Source organism: Aeromonas sp. QDB11, from assembly GCF_027705265.1.
In the GTDB taxonomy this organism is placed as follows: domain Bacteria; phylum Pseudomonadota; class Gammaproteobacteria; order Enterobacterales; family Aeromonadaceae; genus Aeromonas; species Aeromonas allosaccharophila.
In genome coordinates, this window is the sequence record NZ_JAPDBM010000028.1 from 39,507 (window position 1) to 56,054 (window position 16,548).

Sequence of the window (16,548 nt, forward strand, 5' to 3'; positions counted from 1 at the left end):
TCTAGATGATGGATATGAAGTGTTGGCGTCATTTTATGTTACACAGGCAACAGTTTGGTTCCCGAACCCTAGTCGGTGCTGGTGGGCAAGCGTATCATAGGTGTCGGTGACTTAAGAAAAAACTGCCGTGTCGTTCGTTTTTTGCTGGTTGATAGTTTTTAGCCAGCACGTCAGCACGGCCCATCATATGGAAGCCCTTGCCCTGCTCCGTGGCAGAGACAAGGACCAGTGAGGATGATATGAGCATTATAAAAAAACAGGATTTCATCGATTCTATCGCAGATGCCCTCCAGTACATCTCCTATTACCACCCGTTGGATTTTGTTCAGGCTGCCAAAGCGGCGTATGACCGTGAGGCCAACCCGGCCGCCAAAGATGCGCTGGCCCAGATCCTGATCAACTCCCGCATGTCCGCTGAAGGCCATCGTCCGCTCTGCCAGGACACCGGCATCGTGACCTGTTTCGTCAAGATCGGCATGCAAGTGCAGTGGGACAGCGACATGACAGTGCAGGAGATGGTGGACGAAGGGACCCGTCGTGCCTACACCAATCCTGACAACCCGCTGCGCGCCTCCGTGCTGGCCGATCCGGCCGGCAGTCGCAAAAACACCAAAGACAACGCCCCTGCCGTGGTGCATATCGACATGATCCCCGGCAACAAGGTGGAAGTGAGCATCGCGGCCAAGGGCGGCGGCTCCGAGAACAAATCCAAGATGGTGATGCTCAACCCCTCTGACGATATCGTCGAGTGGGTACTGAAAACCGTGCCGACCATGGGTGCTGGCTGGTGCCCGCCCGGCATGCTGGGCATCGGCATCGGCGGTACCGCCGAGAAAGCGGCGGTACTGGCCAAAGAGGCCCTGATGGAGCATATCGACATTCAGGAGCTGATCGCCCGCGGCCCGCAAACCACCGAAGAGAAGCTGCGGGTCGAGCTCTACGACAAGGTCAACAAGCTGGGGATCGGTGCCCAGGGTCTGGGCGGTCTGACTACCGTGCTGGATGTGAAGGTGAAATCTGCGCCGACTCATGCTGCCTCCAAGCCGGTGGTGATGATCCCCAACTGCGCCGCGACCCGTCACGTTCACTTCGAGCTGGATGGTTCAGGCCCCGCCGAACTGACTCCGCCGAAACTGAGCGACTGGCCGGAGATCACCCGTGAAGCGGGTGGCAACGTGCGCCGCGTCAACGTCGATGGCATCACCAAGGCCGAACTGGCCAGCTGGAAGAGCGGTGATACCGTGCTGCTCTCCGGCAAGATCCTCACCGGTCGTGATGCAGCCCATAAGCGCATCGCCGACATGCTGAAAAATGGCGAAGGGCTGCCGGAAGGGGTCGATTTCACCAACCGCTTTATCTATTACGTTGGCCCGGTCGATGCGGTGCGCGACGAAGTGGTTGGCCCGGCTGGCCCCACCACCTCCACCCGGATGGACAAGTTCACCGACATGATGCTGGGTGAAACTGGCCTTATCGGCATGATCGGCAAGTCCGAGCGTGGTCCAAAAACCGTCGAGAGCATCAAGCAGCACAAGGCCGTCTATCTGATGGCCGTCGGCGGCGCCGCTTATCTGGTGGCCAAGGCCATCAAGAAGGCGCGCGTGGTAGCTTTTGCCGATCTCGGCATGGAAGCGATCTACGAGTTTGAAGTGGAAGATATGCCGGTGACCGTGGCGGTCGACTCCGAAGGCAACAATATCCACGAAACCGGCCCGGCCTACTGGTCTGCCAAGATTGCCGAGCTGGACGGCAAACTCTCCTCCTGAGTGACCGTTTCCGCTGCCGGTTAACGGCATCGGCCATGTAAACAAGGCGCGTCCATCCGGATGCGCCTTGTTGCTTTGGCTGGCCTGTTATGGGCTCAGGTTGACCGTTTGTGGCAAGCAGATATAAAAAAGGATGGCGTGACGCCATCCTTTTTCGTTGTGTTTGTGCTCTGTCTGCAGCGCAATCGAGCTTGGATTAGGCTTTTTTCAGGTAGGCGGCAACCAGTACGATCTGCACGCCGTTGACCTTGCCTTCGATATGGAGCGGGTTGTTGGTCAGACGGATGCCCTTGACCAGGGTACCGCGCTTGGCGGTGAAACCGGCGCCCTTCACGTCCAGATCCTTGATCAGGGTGACGGAGTCGCCCTCTTGCAGCACGGCGCCGTTGGAGTCGACGGTCGGCGTGCTGTCGTCATCTTCGTCAGCCAGTCCGGCTTCGGCCCAGGCCTTGGCTTCGTCTTCCATGTACATCATGTCCAGCAGATCCTGAGCCCACACCTCACCCTTGCCGGAGAGAGCTTTGAGCTGGCGCCATGCCATTACCTGCACCGCAGGCACCTGGCTCCACATGCTGTCGCTCAGGCAACGCCAGTGGTTGACCACCAGGGTATCCGGTTGTTCCAGCTGACCACGGCAGGTATCACAGATAGCAACGCTGTGATCATCATCGCTGGCGGGGGAGTGAGGCACCACTAAGGCGGTCAGCGCCTGCTCGGCGCTGCACAGTTCACACTTGGCGCCCGCGCGCGCTTGCAGAATGGCGTTGATGGTCATGTTGTTGGTCCCATAGCTAGTGTAAAGCGACCCGCGTTGGCGGGGCGCGTGAAAGAGGGGGCGGAATATAGCATAAAACCCCGTACTTTGTCAGGTCTGCCCTGGGTCACTGGTTGGCCGTGTTGTCGCGTGGCACTGATGACAAGGTATTGAGGGTGCAATTTGAAGCGGGATCGCTAGAATGAGCCTCTTTTTTGACTGCAAGGCAGGGGCATTCGTGCTGGCTCAACGTTTTCAACAACTGGATCGACTGCTCACCCGCTACCGGCGCTGGTGGCAATATCAGCCATATCATCATCTGACCATGGCCTTTGCCGATGAGGCGCCCGAACTGGCGGCGCAGCTCGATGGGCTGACTCTGACCCAGCTGGCGGAGCTCGATGCGGATATGGATGCCCTCAGCACGCTGCTTGCCCCCTGGATTGCCGAGGGGGCCCAGCTGCAGCAACTCAGCCAGCTTGCCCCTTTTACCCCGGAGCCCATCAACTGCAGCAAGGAGATGGCGCTGCATATGCCGGGGCGCAAGCAGGCCCAGATCGAGTCGTTTACCGCCTGCCTGCCTGCCCATCAGGGCCCCTATCTGGAGTGGTGTGCCGGCAAGGGCCACCTCGGGCGGCTGGTGTCGCTCCATCGACAGGCTCCGATCCTCAGTCTGGAGCTGCAAGGGCAGCTCTGTGACGAAGGTCGGCTGCTGGCCGAGCGGGATGGCGCCAATATGACCTTTACCTGCGCCGATGCCTTTGCCCCCGAGTCGGCGGCGCTGATTGCCCCCGAACACCACGCCATGGCACTTCATGCCTGCGGAGAGCTGCACACCCATCTGCTGGAGCGGGTGGCCGAGCGCAGTGCCAGCGGAGTGACTATCTCTCCCTGTTGCTACCACCTGATCCGCTCCAGCCACTATCGCCCGCTGTCGGCAGCGGCCAACGCCAGCGAGCTGGTGTTGAGCAAGGCGGATCTCAAGCTGCCGCTGCAGGAGACGGTCACCGGCGGCGCGCGGATCGCCCGCCTGCGGGAGCAGGAAGTGGTGTGGCGGCTCGGGTTTGACTGTCTGCAGCGGCAGGTGCGCGGGGTTGATGAGTATCTGCCGGTGCCCAATATGCAAAAGAGCCTGCTGACCGGCACGTTCGAGGCATTCTGCGGCTGGGCTGCCGAGCGCAAAGGGATAGCGCTGTCAGCCGGACTCGACTATCCCGCCTTTTTGGCACACGGGGAGCGCCGCTTTGGCGATGTCGCCCGGATGGAGTTGGTGCGCCACCTGTTTCGCCGTCCTCTCGAGATCTGGCTGGCGCTGGATCGCGCGCTCTTTTTGCAAGAGCAGGGCTATCGGGTCGAAGTGGGGGAGTTCTGTGCCAAACCCATGACCCCGCGCAATATCCTGATCCGTGCCGTGCGCGCCTGACGTCCGGCTCTCTCGAGCATTCTTCTTGAACATTGATGATGGCTGACAGGCTGAGCGTGTCAGTCATTTTTTTCATCACGAACAATGAATGGATGGCAGGTCACCTGGCCGTCTCATCCTTCCAAAAAGTCGCGACAGATCACGCTTTAAGGTTTTCGTTTGGGTTCTTTTTATTTGTTTCAGCTGCCCTGAATATCACAAGGTGAAATGGCTCACAAATTCCGCCTATTTCTTAATTCTCATCGTGAATTTAGTGGTTAAAACACCTAATCTTGGAGCGCGTTATTCTCAAACAAGGACGGTAAACATGTTCAAACCCAAGCGTTGCGCCTGGCTGATCGCCGCTGCCTGCGCATTGCCAAGCTATGCCGCAATGAGTGCAGCCATGAATATTCAACCCGATCCGCAAAATGCGGGGGGATATGTCATTGCGGCACCGGATCTGGCCGCCATGGAAAAAGCCAAGACGGCCAATCCCATGTATGCAATATGGGCCAAGGCATTGGCCACTCGGTCTAATAAAATAGTCGATGCCATTGAACCGGGTCTGGCAAGCAATCCTGACAACGTAAAACGGGTTGAACGGGTATTTCCCCAATCTGAATGGGAATATTTAACCCAGATGGCGGCGCCGGAATATACCTATGTCCGCTTCTTGCGGGCTATCGGCAAATTCCCTGCGTTCTGTGGCGAATATACCGACGGGCGTGATGCCGATGCCATCTGTAAAAAATCCATCGTGACGGCCTTTGCCCACTTCTCTCAGGAGACTGGCGGCCATATCGCCAAGGAGAACGTCTCCGACAACCCGCTGGGGTTGGAAGAGTGGCAACAGGCGCTGGTGCATGTGCGGGAGATGGGCTGGTCAGAGGGGCAGACCGGTTACACCACCGGCTGCGGTCAGAACGATTGGCAGAACAAGAAGTGGCCCTGCAGCACTGGTCAGGGGTATTTCGGCCGTGGCGCCAAGCAGCTCTCCTACCACTTCAACTACGGCGCCTTCTCCGAGGCGATGTTTGACGGCGATGCCTCGGTGCTGCTCAACAACCCGGGACTGGTAGCTGACTCCTGGCTCAACCTCGCTTCGGCCATCTGGTTCTTCCTCACCCCGCAGGCCCCGAAACCGGCCATGCTGCACGTGATTGATCGCACCTGGGTACCTTCCAAACGGGAGGCCGATGCCGGTATCGGCTATGGCTTTGGCACCACCATCAACGTCATCAACGGCGGTATCGAGTGCGGTGAACAGAACAAGGACAAGGGGCAGCCGGTCAATCGCATCCGCTACTGGGAAGGGCTGGCCAACCACTACCAGATCCCGATCAAGGCGGATGAGAAGAATACCTGCTGGCAGCAGACTCCTTATGGCAGCCTCAATCTCAACGGCGCCACCGACGTGCTCTACACCAACTGGGATGGCAACTGGAAATACTATCCGGATCGCCCGGGTGGATACTCCTTTGAGTGCGAGCTGGTGGGCTTCCAGACCGCATATTCCGCGTTGGTACCGGGTGATTACGAGAAGTGTGTGACCAACTTCTATGGCTCCCACGCCAACTGGCCGAAAGTGCGGATCGTCGCCAAGCTCGATCCCGCCCCGGTCGATCCGGTTGACCCGCCCGTTGATGGTCAGCCTGCCTGGGAGGCCAGAAAGGTCTATACCGCTGGCAACAAAGTGAGTTACAAGGGGGCCGTCTATCAGGCCAAATGGTGGACGCAGGGGGATGATCCCGCCAAAGGTGGCCCCTGGGCGTTGGTGACAACCAAATAAAGAGATAGTCCATTGGCTGGTCGATAAGGAGAGGGGGCTTGGCCCCCTTTTTAGATATTTTGACTGTGGGGGATAATATGCTGCCGCTATTGAAACGAGCTCCATCAATGTGGCGGGGTAGTTGTGGTGTAGCTGTACTGATCAACCAACTTTACTTTTCTTGTTTAAATTGATGCACAACAGTGCATATCAAATTTTATTGATGGGCAATGGTTATGTTTTATTATTGTTGCCTGATTGACTAGGAAAGTTATTGTGTGAGTTTTTGCTAAACATTTTTTTGAATGGTGTACCCATTACGCCATCCTCCTCATGTATATGATTGGGGTGTTTATTATATCCATCTGTCAATCCATGCCATAACATCGTTTTGAACACAATGTCTTTAACAAAAACAGACCGTAACATTATTGGGTGCAAATATGTTGTGTATTTATTTACGGAGGCAAGTGTATAGTTCGGCAGATGTTTTTTGACTGCCAACGAGGTAATCTTGCTCGATTATTAAATAATCGATTTGGTGTATGAGATGGATGGGGATTGTCATCGCATTTTCCGACAGGGAAGCCGTTTGCGGTTTTAACCAGTAAGCAGATAGCAGGAAAGAGGAGTGCACCATGGAACTGGTGGTGATCCGCCATGCTGAGACGCAGGCCAATGCCGAGGGACGTTATCAGGGGGCGTTGGATATCGGGCTCAATGACGATGGCGTGCGCCAGATCTCCCGTTTGGCTGAGGAAGTCTCGGTGGCACTGCCGCCGTTCGATCGGCTGCTGGCCTCACCTCTGCTGCGGACAAGAGAGTGCGCGGGCATCTTGTCTCGCCAGTTGGGATTGCCTGTTGAGCTTGCGCCGGCCTTTCGTGAGCGTAATGTCGGCCTGTTTGAAGGGCTGACACAGGCAGAGGCGAGGGCGCGATATCCCGAACTGTGGGCGCGCAATATCACCCGGCGCTGGGCGCAAGCACCTCCCAGTGGTGAAACCCTGGACGAGGTGATTGCCCGGATCTCGCAGGGATTAACGTCACTGGCTTCGACCACTGAGGGGGTGCGAGTATTGCTGGTGGCGCACGGCGTGGTCGCCAAGGTGATCCGCGCCGTAACGATTGCCGGTTTTGATGACTTCTTCGAGTGGCAACTGCCCAACGGTGGCACACTGCGCTTTAGCCGTCCCCTTGATGGTTGTGATTGAATAGTGCACCAAAAGCAGGACGAAAAAAGCAGCGCTACCGAAGAGGGTTGCGCTGCTTTTTGTGTTTGTTGCGGTTGGTTATCTCTGAAGGCACTGGTTAGCAGTGTCAGTACAGGGCAGGGGCGTGCGCCCTCAGATCGGCTCCGGCTCCTCTTTGCGGCAGCAGTTGCGCCCCTGTTTCTTGGCCATATAGAGGGCGGTGTCGGCTCGTCTAACCATCTTCTCTACAGTGTCATGGCTCCCCTTGCTGGCGCTGATCCCGATGCTGATGGTCAATGAGACCTCAAGTGCTCCGGATAGCGCATGGCGAGCTGATTCCACCGCCAGTCTGATCCGCTCGGCGCTGGCCCAGGCCAGCTCCAGCGAGGTCTCCGGCAGCAGCACGATAAACTCCTCGCCGCCCCAGCGCCCCAGCATGTCTACCTCGCGCAGCTGTTTGCTGATCCGCTTCACCAGACTCAGGATCGCCTGATCCCCCTGTTGATGGCCAAAGGTATCGTTGACTTCCTTGAAGTGGTCGATATCGATCAGCAGCAGGCTCATGGTGTGGCCGAAACGCTGGCAGCGCTGCATCTCGGCGTTGACCAGCTCGTTGAAGCGGCGCCGGTTGGCAATGCCGGTGAGGGGATCCGTGGTGGCGGCGACCTTCAACTCCTCCACCAGTCGGGCTCGCTCCGAGATATCCCGCAAGATGGCGGTCATCTCGGTGGTCGGGCCCAGATTGATCTTGGCGATGGTCACCTCCAGCGGAAATTCGCTGCCATCGCGGCGCAGACCCATCACCGAGGCGCGGGCATGCATCGGGCGCGAATTGATGGGGGAGCTGCTGAAGGCTTTGAAATAGGTTTCGTGATTTGCGCGAAAACGCTGTGGCAGCAGGGTTTCCAGCCGCTTGCCGAGATAGCTTTCATCGATGCCGAACATCTCGCAGGCGGCAGTATTGATAAGCTCGATGCGTGACTCGCTGCTGACACTGATGATGCCGTCATAGGCGGAGTTGACCACTGCCTCGAAGCGGCGGCGACTGGTGGTGAGCGCCTCTTCCAGCTGCATCCTGGCGGTGATGTCGATGGCGGTCACGATGATCCGGTTGATCCGTGCCTGCTCGGGGATGATGGGGGAGAGAATAAAGCGCCACCAACTGGTACGCGACAGGCTGTCGATGGGCAGCTCGCTCTCGAGCCCGGTCTGCATGCGCACACACTCGTGCATTGGCGGCTCAATGGTATTGGTGATGTAGCGGGGAAACATCTCGCTCAGCTGTTTGCCAATGCTGCCAAGGACATCCAGCTCGAACGCCTTGGCAAAGGTATCGTTGGCAGAGACCAGCACAAAGTGATCATCCTTGTCGAGGCTGAACACCGCCACGGCGGCGCCGATGGCGTCGAGAGATGACTTTATGTCGGCATGGGAACCCTGTGTAAACATGCGACCTCCACGGCGAATAACATATTGATATTCAGTATAGTGTGGTCGTTTGGCTAACTACTCTTCGATATCCAGCAACACCAGAATGGCGCTGTCGCCGCCCCATTCGCGGGGAGCCTGATGGAAGGCGCGAACATTGGGGTGCTGGGCCAGCCAGCTGGGAATGCGCTGCTTGAGAATATGTTTGCCGATGCCGTGCATCACCGAGGCGACGTGAATGTTCTCTTTTTGGCAGAGGGTGAGCAGGGCGGCCAGCTCCTGTTTTGCCTGCTGCTGGTTCATGCCGTGCAGATCGAGATAGATCTCCGGCGGATAAATGCCCCGTTTGAGCTTTTTCAGCTCAAATTTTGACACATCTTCCCGCACGTAACGGGTCGGCCCATCATCGTCGAGATGGGGCTGATACTCATCGCTGAAATAGTGGTCAACCCCAAGCTTTTCGCGGGTTTCGCGCAATTCGCGTTTCTGCTTGACCGGGCGTAACTCGGCCCTTATGGTATCTTGCTTGATTTTCCGGGTACCTTTTATCGCATCGCGGAACAGCAGGGTTTCCTCGTCTGTCGGTGAGGGCGTTTTTTTCATCAGATGCTCATGTATTAGGTATGCGTCTTGCCCGCAACGTAAACGGGGCTCGGGCCGGATATTACTCGACTTGGAGGTGGATTTGGACAAGATATTTATCGATGAGGTGGTTGCCGAGATGCACACCATCCAGGACATGTTGCGTTGGGCCATGAGTCGTTTCAACGACGCCGGGATTTTTTACGGTCATGGAACCGACAACGCCTGGGATGAAGCTGTGCAGCTGGTACTGCCCGCGTTACATCTGCCACCGGATGTAGACCCGGCCATGCGCCACTCCCGTCTCACCAGCAGCGAGCGTCACCGTATCGCCGAGCTGATTATCCGTCGCGTACAGGAGCGGGTACCGGCCGCCTACCTGACCAACAAGGCCTGGTATGCCGGTTGGGAGTTCTACGTAGACGAGCGGGTGCTCATTCCCCGTTCCCCCATTGCGGAGATGGTGGCTGACCGTTTCGCGCCGTTCCTCAAACATGAACCGACCCGGATCATGGACTTGTGCACCGGCTCAGGCTGCATCGCCATCATCATGGCCCACGAGTTCCCGGAAGCGGAAGTGGATGCCATCGACATCAGCGTCGATGCGCTGAACGTGGCCGAGCGCAACATCAACGATCACGGGCTGGAGCAGCAGGTCATTCCGATCCGCTCCGATCTGTTCCGCGATCTACCGGCGGGCGACAAGTACGATCTCATCGTTTCCAACCCGCCCTATGTGGACTCCGAAGACATGTCGGATCTGCCGGACGAATTCCGTCACGAACCCGAGCTGGCGCTGGCGTCCGGCTCCGACGGTCTCAAGCTGACCAAGCGTCTGCTGGCCCATGCGGCCGATTTCCTCAAGGATAATGGCGTGCTGGTGGTCGAAGTGGGCAACAGCATGATCCATCTGGAAGCCCAGTTCCCCGAGATCCCCTTTACCTGGGTTGAATTCGAAAACGGCGGACACGGTGTCTTTGTGATGACCCGTGACGAGCTGGTGCAGTATCAGGATCATTTCGCCATCTACAAGAACTAAGCAGGAGCGCGCATGGCAGGGAACAGTTTTGGTCAACTCTTTCGGGTCACCACCTTTGGCGAGAGCCACGGCCTGGCGCTGGGCGCCGTGGTCGATGGTTGCCCGCCGGGGCTGGAGATAAGCGAAGCGGATCTGCAGGGAGACTTGGATCGGCGCAAGCCGGGCACTTCCCGCTACACCACGCCGCGCCGTGAGCCGGACGAGGTGAAGATCCTCTCCGGGGTGTTCGAGGGCAAGACCACCGGCACCTCCATCGGGCTGCTTATCGAAAATACCGATCAGCGCTCCAAGGATTACTCCGACATCAAGGATCTGTTCCGGCCGGGTCACGCTGACTACACCTATCACCAGAAGTATGGTCAGCGGGACTATCGCGGCGGCGGTCGCTCCTCGGCGCGTGAAACTGCGATGCGGGTGGCGGCGGGAGCGATTGCCAAAAAATACCTGAAACTGGCTCACGGCATCGAGATCATCGGTTTCCTCTCTCAGCTTGGCCCTATCAAGGCTGAGGCATTCGACGTGGCGCAGATTGAGCAGAACCCCTTTTTCTTTCCCGATGCGGGCAAGCTGGAAGAGCTGGATCAATACATGCGCGATCTGAAAAAAGAGGGTAACAGTATCGGTGCCAAGGTGCAGGTCATTGCGCGCCATGTGCCAGTGGGCCTCGGTGAGCCGGTGTTTGACCGCCTCGACGCCGACATTGCCCACGCCATGATGGGTATCAATGCGGTGAAAGGGGTGGAGATCGGTGACGGTTTCGCGGTGGTGGAGCAAAAAGGCTCCGAGCATCGCGACGAGATGACCCCGGCAGGCTTTGCCAGCAACCATGCGGGCGGCATTCTGGGCGGTATCTCTTCCGGTCAGGATATCGTGGTCAGCATGGCACTCAAGCCCACTTCCAGCATCACTGTGCCGGGCAAGACCATCAATACCGAAGGCGAAGCCATCGAGATGATCACCAAGGGTCGCCACGATCCTTGCGTCGGTATCCGCGCCGTGCCTATCGCCGAAGCCATGCTGGCGCTGGTGTTGATGGATCACCTGCTGCGCCATCGCGCCCAGAATCAGGGGGTGTTGACCCATACCCCGCAGTTGCGCTGATCGGCGCTGCTGCCCATCGACTGATCGCTCCTGCTCGGGGATCCGGTTCGGTAACCAATACAAAGGCGACCTCATGGTCGCCTTTGCTATTTCCGGGGGACGGTTTCTCCCGTCAATGTTCGCTGATGGTGCGGGTCAGCAGATCTGCGGCACCCGGATCGGCATTGAGGCGACAGTTGGGGGGCGAGAACTTGCCATGGGTTTTGGGCAAGGCGTGGATCGCCTCGTTGATCTTGAGGAGCTGCGCGTCGTTCACGCTGTTTTTGGCAAACATCAGGCTGACCGGCTGGTGGTGCAGCAACAGCTGGCAGCTGATAAACCCTTCGGCCCCCAGTTGGGCCAGCCGGTAGCGGGCATATTGCCACTCCATGATGATGCCATCGAGGCGGCGGGCCAGCAGCAGATCGATCATTCGCTCATCGGCGTTGTACTCGGTCGCCCCCTTGAGGGCGGGGCACTCCTCCATCTGCTGGATGGGGCGGGTGCCGCGTAGCTTGCCAAGCTTGAGCCCCTTGCTGTGGCAAAGTTCGGGCAGGGTATCAAGCTTTGCCCAGCGATCCTGATGGCCGGGGATGGGGTCATTGCTCAGCAGCACATAAGCGCTCTGGCGGTAGGGAGCCGAGAAGCGGGCGTACTGTTGGCGCTCAGGTAGCGGCAGGGCGGCCATCGCCACATCCAGCTGATCGTGCTCTACCAGATGGAGCGCCCGTGCCCAGGGGATCTCGCGAAACTTGGGGATGAAGCCAGCCCGGGTGAGGATCTGGCGGGTCAGGCTGACATCCAGCCCGTCGAGCTCGCCCCGGTTGTCGATCTGACTGAAAGGAGGCCAGTGGCTCCAGGCCACGGTCAGGGTCTGGTCGGCCTGCAATGCAGGGGAGAGCAGCATAAGCAGCTGGCCGATCCGAATGGACCATCTGCTGCGGATAGCATATCGCGTGGTCATAGCCAAACCTCGTTATCCCGTTCTTCTATCACGTGTCTTGTCTCCCGCATGTTTGGGACGGAGCTGCGGAGACAGATATTATGTTGGCAGTTAATAGTGTGGTGCCTGCGCCAGCGGTCAACGGGATTATTCGGGGGGCAGCAGGCGGCTTTTCTGTTCGTGCTGGGAGGAACATCACATTTTTCTCGTTTATCCCGGGCAACTCCGTTAGACTGCGCCTCTATTCTTTCCCCTTTGCTCTGCTCCCCGGGGAAATCGTTGTTTTCTCAATAGGCCCAGATCTTGTGAGATGGCATCGGCTCAGCAGAGGAGCCCCACCACAAATCCCCGGCGCCACTATCCCTAGCAGGTAACTATGAGTTTTACTTCCCTCGGTCTGGCCGAACCCTTGTTGCGTGCCGTTGCCGAACAAGGCTACGACACCCCGTCTCCCATTCAGCAGCAAGCGATCCCCGCCGTTCTGGCTGGCCGCGATCTGATGGCGGCGGCCCAAACAGGGACCGGCAAGACCGCAGGCTTTACCCTGCCGATGCTGCAACGTCTGATGGAGAGCAAGCGCAAGGTTTCTCCGAACCGCATTCGTGCGCTGGTGCTGACCCCGACTCGCGAGCTGGCCGCCCAGGTGGGCGAGAGCGTGCGTAACTACGGCAAACACCTGCCGATGCGCAGCCACGTCGTGTTCGGCGGCGTCAGCATCAATCCGCAGATGATGGCGATTCGCCGTGGTCTGGACGTGCTGGTGGCCTGCCCAGGCCGCCTGATGGATCTCTACAACCAGAACGCCGTCAAGTTTGACGAAGTGGAGATCCTGGTACTGGACGAAGCGGACCGCATGCTCGACATGGGCTTTATCCGCGACATCCGCAAGATCCTGGCCCTGATGCCGAAGAAGCGCCAGAACCTGCTGTTCTCCGCTACTTTCGCCGACGAGATCCGCGAACTGGCCACCGGTCTGCTGGATAACCCGGCGGTGATCGAAGTCGCCCCACGCAACAGCACCGCCGAGCGTATCGAGCAGCTGGTTCACCCGTGCGACAAGGCCAACAAGATCGGTCTGCTGAGCCATCTGGTCACCAGCAACAACTGGCAGCAGGTACTGGTGTTCACCCGTACCAAGCACATGGCTAACCGCGTTGCCGAGACCCTCGACAAGAACGGCGTCAGCGCTGCCGCCATCCACGGCAACAAGAGCCAGGGGGCCCGTACCCGCGCACTGGCCGGTTTCAAGGATGGTAGCGTCAAGGTGCTGGTTGCGACCGATATCGCCGCCCGTGGTCTGGACATCGACAAGTTGCCGCAAGTGGTCAACTTCGAGCTGCCCAACGTGGCGGAAGATTACGTGCACCGTATCGGCCGTACCGGTCGTGCCGGTGCTGCCGGTCACGCCATCTCGCTGGTTGCTGCCGATGAAGGGAAGCTTATCAAGGCGATCGAGCGTCTGACCAAGCAGAACATTCCGTGCGAGCAGGTGGCCGGTTTTGAAGCCTCCCGCGAGACCCTGGACAACATCGCTCGTGGTATCGGCGCGCCGCTGCGCAAAGAGCCTCGTGATCCGAGCGAGCAGCGCCGCACCCCGCCGCGTCCGCAAGGTCAAGGCCAGCGTCAGGGCGCCGGTCGTTCTGCCTCTAATGGCAATGCAGGTGGCGCGCGTACCGGTAACGGTGGCAAGCCCAAGCCGCAAGGTGGTCAGCGTCCGGCTGATGGTGCTGGCAAACCGGCTCAGGCCCGTCGCCCCCGTCGCGCTACCCACAACCAGTAAGCGGCTCGGGAGCTTGGCTCCCCCGCTGTACGGTTGACTGAAAAAGCCCTGCCAATCTGGCAGGGCTTTTCTATTTCCGGTAGACAGGGTTTTGGTGGATCAGCGTAGCCTGCCGGCAAAGCGTCAGGGTAGCAGCGCCGTGATCAGGAGATGGGCCGCGCTCATCAGGATCACCGCGAAGGTCAGCCCCATTCCTGCGACTCGATAACGGAAGTTCTCCGGCGTGCGACTCATGCCAAAGGCGTGACAGACGCGACCAAGCAACAGGGCACTTCCCAGCAGATGGACAAGCCAGGGGGTCTGGCTGCTGGCTTCGACAAAATAGATGAGCAGCAGGGCGAGGGGGACATACTCGGCAAAATTGGCATGTACCCGCATGGCTCGCAGCATGGCGGGATCATCGCCATGTCCCAGCGCCACTTTGCGGCTATGGCGAGTACGAATGGTACGAATGCTCAGCAACACAAACAGCAGAGCGAGCAGGGCCGCGTAAACAGGCAGTATGGTCATGGTATCTGGCTCCCGGTGTGATGATGTCGAGTCGCCAGTGACTTGATTGATATTGTATGGCGTCTCAATGGTTTGCCTCTGAGGGTAGCAGCAAACTGCCTTAGCACGACCGTCATCCACTCACTCGCCATCGGCAAAGCGCAGGCGCAAAACAACAGCCCTGCCGAGGTGGCAGGGCTGTTTTTTGATCATATTGATGGTGGGCAGAGCAGGGCCCCGCCATTACCCCTCGTAAGGGAGGGAGGAGTGGTGCAGCACGATGCGCACCTTGCCATCATCCCCCTTCTTGAAACCCCAGGTCTTGTCTACAGTGGTCTCCTTGTTATCGCGATCTACCAGATGCACCTTGCCCATGGTCAGCGCCATGTCGCCGTTGATATAGACGGCTGCATTGTCATAGCGATAGCTCTGCCAGTTTTTCAGGGCAAAGCCGCTATCGGCCGGATAGGCGCTGTTGTTGCCGACAAAGTAGGCCCGCGCCCCCTCGCGGTTGGTGCGAAAGGCCTGCTCGCCACCGGCAAGGGTGGGTTTAAACAGCACTGGCCCCTGCTGGTAGCCATAGGCGCTGTCGAGCACCGACTCGGCGGTCGCCTTGGCGCGCTCAATCCCACCGGCACGATAGTCATCGCTGATCTTGATAAGCGCCGCGCCCTAACCATCCTGCGCGGCCTTGATCTCCGCCTCGGTAATATTGTTGTTGGCGATTTCGGCTGCGTTGAGGGCGCCGCTGGCGGCAAGCAAGACGAGGGCAAGGGTGCTCTTCTTGAGGTGCAACATCATTGTTTTCAAACTCCTGATAGCGATAAACGAGCGGGCAGTGTAGCGAAGGGGCATGAACGGTTTTTGAACTGATTATTCAGGGTTGGGTAGTAAAAAGGTCGGTATATAGTTGAAGGTTTGGGGAATGGTTCGGTGGAGTGTGCTGTTTGTTTGTTCGATCGATGGGGGAAGGCGCGTTATAGGAATGAGATCATCCCTTTTCCATTCATCCCGCAGGTGTTTACGGCAAGGAAGGTGAATAGTGATGGTCGTATCATCTGGCTAAAAAATGCGCTGCGATATTATGAAATGAAGAAATACCATATTGCTAATCGAGCATTCGCTTTTGATGACATGATATTTTCATTGATTTCTATTAATGTGCATAACTACATAGAAACCAAGATTAAGGTTTCTCATGGTTTTAAGTAATGGAGTTTAGCATGTGTAAGAGTATTTAGCAGTTCAGGCATATAATGAGCATTATGTTGGCTGTGTATTTACAATGTAGTATCATATCTCCGAGAATTTAATTGTTTGCACCTTAACTCAGCCAACTATTTCAGAGGACGATATGGCTAAAAGTGTCCCAACAGATCTGCAAATTTTACAGAAAGTCTATGACATTTATTACGATGATTTTTGTGCTTATGATAAAGATAAAACAATTCGTGATGCAAAGATTTTTGTTCCTATTGATTGCAAGCTAATTGCTGAAAAGCTAGGAACGAATGGAGATATTGTTTTTGGGAGACTGTACTATCATTTGGCAAACAAGTATAAATATACTGACCACGATAATGGCCGAGCTCCTGTTGTAAGATTGTTTGAATTTCAAATTGGTAAGGATTGTAAGTGCGTTCACTTTCCCTTCATGGCATCAGTATTGGCAGACCTGAAAACTCAAGATCGCAGATTTAAATTAACATTGACTGCATCGATCGCAGCGTTATGTATTTCGATTGCTTCATTATTACTATCTGGGTTCGATAGATTATATGAAAACCATACGAAAGAAAAAATTGAAATAAAGTCTAATGTGACAGATAAAGCACCAGTTGGTTGAGGTGCTATGGCCTTGATTATCTTTTGTTGGGGAAGAGAATATAGGGCTACACTTATACCTTATGAATTTTTCTAAATTTGAAAGGAGGGCAACGCTGTTCATTGACTTAATATAAAATAAGTTGACATGTTGAAGTGGAATTTAGTGTTGCCTTTCTGACGGTATTAAATAAAGATAAAAATTAGTCGGTTATTCTAACAATTTAACCAACAAAAAGCCCCACCAATCTGATTGGCGGGGCTTTTGCTATTAAGAGAATTGAATCTCGGCAAGGATTAGAGCGCTGGCAGCATTCCCAGGCTGACGCTGACCTGTACGCCGACGATCAGCACCCCCATGGCGGCGGCCAGTCCCAGCGCCACTACGCCACCCGGGGCGCGGTAGTGGTGGGCAGGCGCCTGCCCCCGGTGTCAGAATAGTTGTCGCCTAATCTGAATAATCTAAATGTGAAGACCGGGGGCGGATAAAGAGTGTCGAA

General features: G+C 56.9%; 13 protein-coding genes and 2 pseudogenes. 8 read left to right on the forward strand and 7 right to left on the reverse strand.

Annotated elements, in window-relative coordinates; all coding sequences use genetic code 11:
* Positions 1-239: 239 nt before the first annotated feature.
* Complete coding sequence (locus OKC40_RS11340) at positions 240-1,766, forward strand: fumarate hydratase (RefSeq protein WP_005351759.1); 1,527 nt, start codon at positions 240-242, stop codon at positions 1,764-1,766.
* 196 nt (positions 1,767-1,962) lie between these two features.
* On the opposite strand, the gene OKC40_RS11345 is transcribed toward OKC40_RS11340, so the two are convergent.
* Entirely contained in the window at positions 1,963-2,541 is a 579-nt protein-coding gene (locus OKC40_RS11345; protein ID WP_270693462.1) for a PhnA domain-containing protein, read from the reverse strand.
* Positions 2,542-2,722: 181 nt separating this feature from the next.
* On the opposite strand from OKC40_RS11345, the gene OKC40_RS11350 reads away from it, so the two are divergent.
* From OKC40_RS11350 to OKC40_RS11360, 3 genes are all read left to right on the forward strand, one after another.
* The gene (locus OKC40_RS11350; protein ID WP_270693463.1) at positions 2,723-3,943 is read left to right on the forward strand and encodes a methyltransferase; all 1,221 of its coding nucleotides are present in this window, start codon (positions 2,723-2,725) and stop codon (positions 3,941-3,943) included.
* A gap of 307 nt (positions 3,944-4,250) precedes the next feature.
* On the forward strand, positions 4,251-5,714 hold the full coding sequence (locus OKC40_RS11355) for a chitinase (RefSeq protein ID WP_270693465.1): 1,464 nt from the start codon (positions 4,251-4,253) through the stop codon (positions 5,712-5,714).
* 617 nt (positions 5,715-6,331) lie between these two features.
* Positions 6,332-6,904: a histidine phosphatase family protein gene (locus tag OKC40_RS11360; protein WP_270795271.1), complete on the forward strand. Its 573-nt coding sequence runs from the start codon at positions 6,332-6,334 to the stop codon at positions 6,902-6,904.
* A 132-nt stretch (positions 6,905-7,036) separates the two neighbouring features.
* Here the strand turns inward: OKC40_RS11360 and OKC40_RS11365 are convergent, their stop codons facing one another.
* Both OKC40_RS11365 and smrB read right to left on the reverse strand, forming a co-directional pair.
* Entirely contained in the window at positions 7,037-8,332 is a 1,296-nt protein-coding gene (locus OKC40_RS11365; protein WP_270795272.1) for a sensor domain-containing diguanylate cyclase, read from the reverse strand.
* A gap of 57 nt (positions 8,333-8,389) precedes the next feature.
* Entirely contained in the window at positions 8,390-8,914 is a 525-nt protein-coding gene (gene smrB / locus OKC40_RS11370) for an endonuclease SmrB (RefSeq protein ID WP_005333198.1), read from the reverse strand.
* 82 nt (positions 8,915-8,996) lie between these two features.
* Between smrB and prmB the strand changes: the two genes are divergently transcribed.
* Both prmB and aroC read left to right on the forward strand, forming a co-directional pair.
* Positions 8,997-9,932 carry a 50S ribosomal protein L3 N(5)-glutamine methyltransferase gene (gene prmB / locus OKC40_RS11375; RefSeq protein WP_042657459.1) on the forward strand — a complete coding sequence of 312 codons (936 nt, stop codon included), beginning with the start codon at positions 8,997-8,999 and terminating at the stop codon, positions 9,930-9,932.
* A 12-nt stretch (positions 9,933-9,944) separates the two neighbouring features.
* The gene (gene aroC / locus OKC40_RS11380) at positions 9,945-11,033 is read left to right on the forward strand and encodes a chorismate synthase (RefSeq protein WP_270795275.1); all 1,089 of its coding nucleotides are present in this window, start codon (positions 9,945-9,947) and stop codon (positions 11,031-11,033) included.
* 112 nt (positions 11,034-11,145) lie between these two features.
* On the opposite strand, the gene OKC40_RS11385 is transcribed toward aroC, so the two are convergent.
* Positions 11,146-11,976: a substrate-binding periplasmic protein gene (locus OKC40_RS11385; RefSeq protein WP_270795276.1), complete on the reverse strand. Its 831-nt coding sequence runs from the start codon at positions 11,974-11,976 to the stop codon at positions 11,146-11,148.
* A gap of 355 nt (positions 11,977-12,331) precedes the next feature.
* Here OKC40_RS11385 and OKC40_RS11390 point away from each other — a divergent pair, with 355 nt between their 5' ends.
* Entirely contained in the window at positions 12,332-13,735 is a 1,404-nt protein-coding gene (locus tag OKC40_RS11390; RefSeq protein WP_270795277.1) for a DEAD/DEAH box helicase, read from the forward strand.
* A gap of 123 nt (positions 13,736-13,858) precedes the next feature.
* Here the strand turns inward: OKC40_RS11390 and OKC40_RS11395 are convergent, their stop codons facing one another.
* Together OKC40_RS11395 and OKC40_RS22950 are read right to left on the reverse strand one after the other, a co-directional pair.
* Positions 13,859-14,245, reverse strand: a complete 387-nt coding sequence (locus tag OKC40_RS11395) for an MAPEG family protein (RefSeq protein ID WP_234601388.1) — start codon at positions 14,243-14,245, stop codon at positions 13,859-13,861.
* A 222-nt stretch (positions 14,246-14,467) separates the two neighbouring features.
* Positions 14,468-15,025 (reverse strand): annotated as a pseudogene (locus OKC40_RS22950) (hypothetical protein).
* Positions 15,026-15,578: 553 nt separating this feature from the next.
* On the opposite strand from OKC40_RS22950, the gene OKC40_RS11410 reads away from it, so the two are divergent.
* Entirely contained in the window at positions 15,579-16,070 is a 492-nt protein-coding gene (locus tag OKC40_RS11410) for a hypothetical protein (protein ID WP_270795282.1), read from the forward strand.
* A 275-nt stretch (positions 16,071-16,345) separates the two neighbouring features.
* Here OKC40_RS11410 and OKC40_RS11415 read toward each other — a convergent pair.
* A pseudogene (locus OKC40_RS11415) lies at positions 16,346-16,477 on the reverse strand (tyrosine transporter TyrP); the annotation flags it as partial.
* Between the last annotated feature and the right edge of the window lie 71 nt (positions 16,478-16,548).

Bases quoted from the DNA above. Each gene is read 5' to 3' on its own strand.
- OKC40_RS11340 (WP_005351759.1), top strand. From the start codon at position 240: ATGAGCATTATAAAAAAACAGGATTTCATCGATTCTATCGCAGATGCC.
- aroC (WP_270795275.1), top strand. From the start codon at position 9,945: ATGGCAGGGAACAGTTTTGGTCAACTCTTTCGGGTCACCACCTTTGGC.
- OKC40_RS11385 (WP_270795276.1), bottom strand. From the start codon at position 11,976: ATGACCACGCGATATGCTATCCGCAGCAGATGGTCCATTCGGATCGGC.
- OKC40_RS11350 (WP_270693463.1), top strand. From the start codon at position 2,723: ATGAGCCTCTTTTTTGACTGCAAGGCAGGGGCATTCGTGCTGGCTCAA.
- OKC40_RS11360 (WP_270795271.1), top strand. From the start codon at position 6,332: ATGGAACTGGTGGTGATCCGCCATGCTGAGACGCAGGCCAATGCCGAG.
- OKC40_RS11345 (WP_270693462.1), bottom strand. From the start codon at position 2,541: ATGACCATCAACGCCATTCTGCAAGCGCGCGCGGGCGCCAAGTGTGAA.
- smrB (WP_005333198.1), bottom strand. From the start codon at position 8,914: ATGAAAAAAACGCCCTCACCGACAGACGAGGAAACCCTGCTGTTCCGC.
- OKC40_RS11410 (WP_270795282.1), top strand. From the start codon at position 15,579: ATGGCTAAAAGTGTCCCAACAGATCTGCAAATTTTACAGAAAGTCTAT.
- OKC40_RS11365 (WP_270795272.1), bottom strand. From the start codon at position 8,332: ATGTTTACACAGGGTTCCCATGCCGACATAAAGTCATCTCTCGACGCC.
- OKC40_RS11390 (WP_270795277.1), top strand. From the start codon at position 12,332: ATGAGTTTTACTTCCCTCGGTCTGGCCGAACCCTTGTTGCGTGCCGTT.
- OKC40_RS11395 (WP_234601388.1), bottom strand. From the start codon at position 14,245: ATGACCATACTGCCTGTTTACGCGGCCCTGCTCGCTCTGCTGTTTGTG.
- OKC40_RS11355 (WP_270693465.1), top strand. From the start codon at position 4,251: ATGTTCAAACCCAAGCGTTGCGCCTGGCTGATCGCCGCTGCCTGCGCA.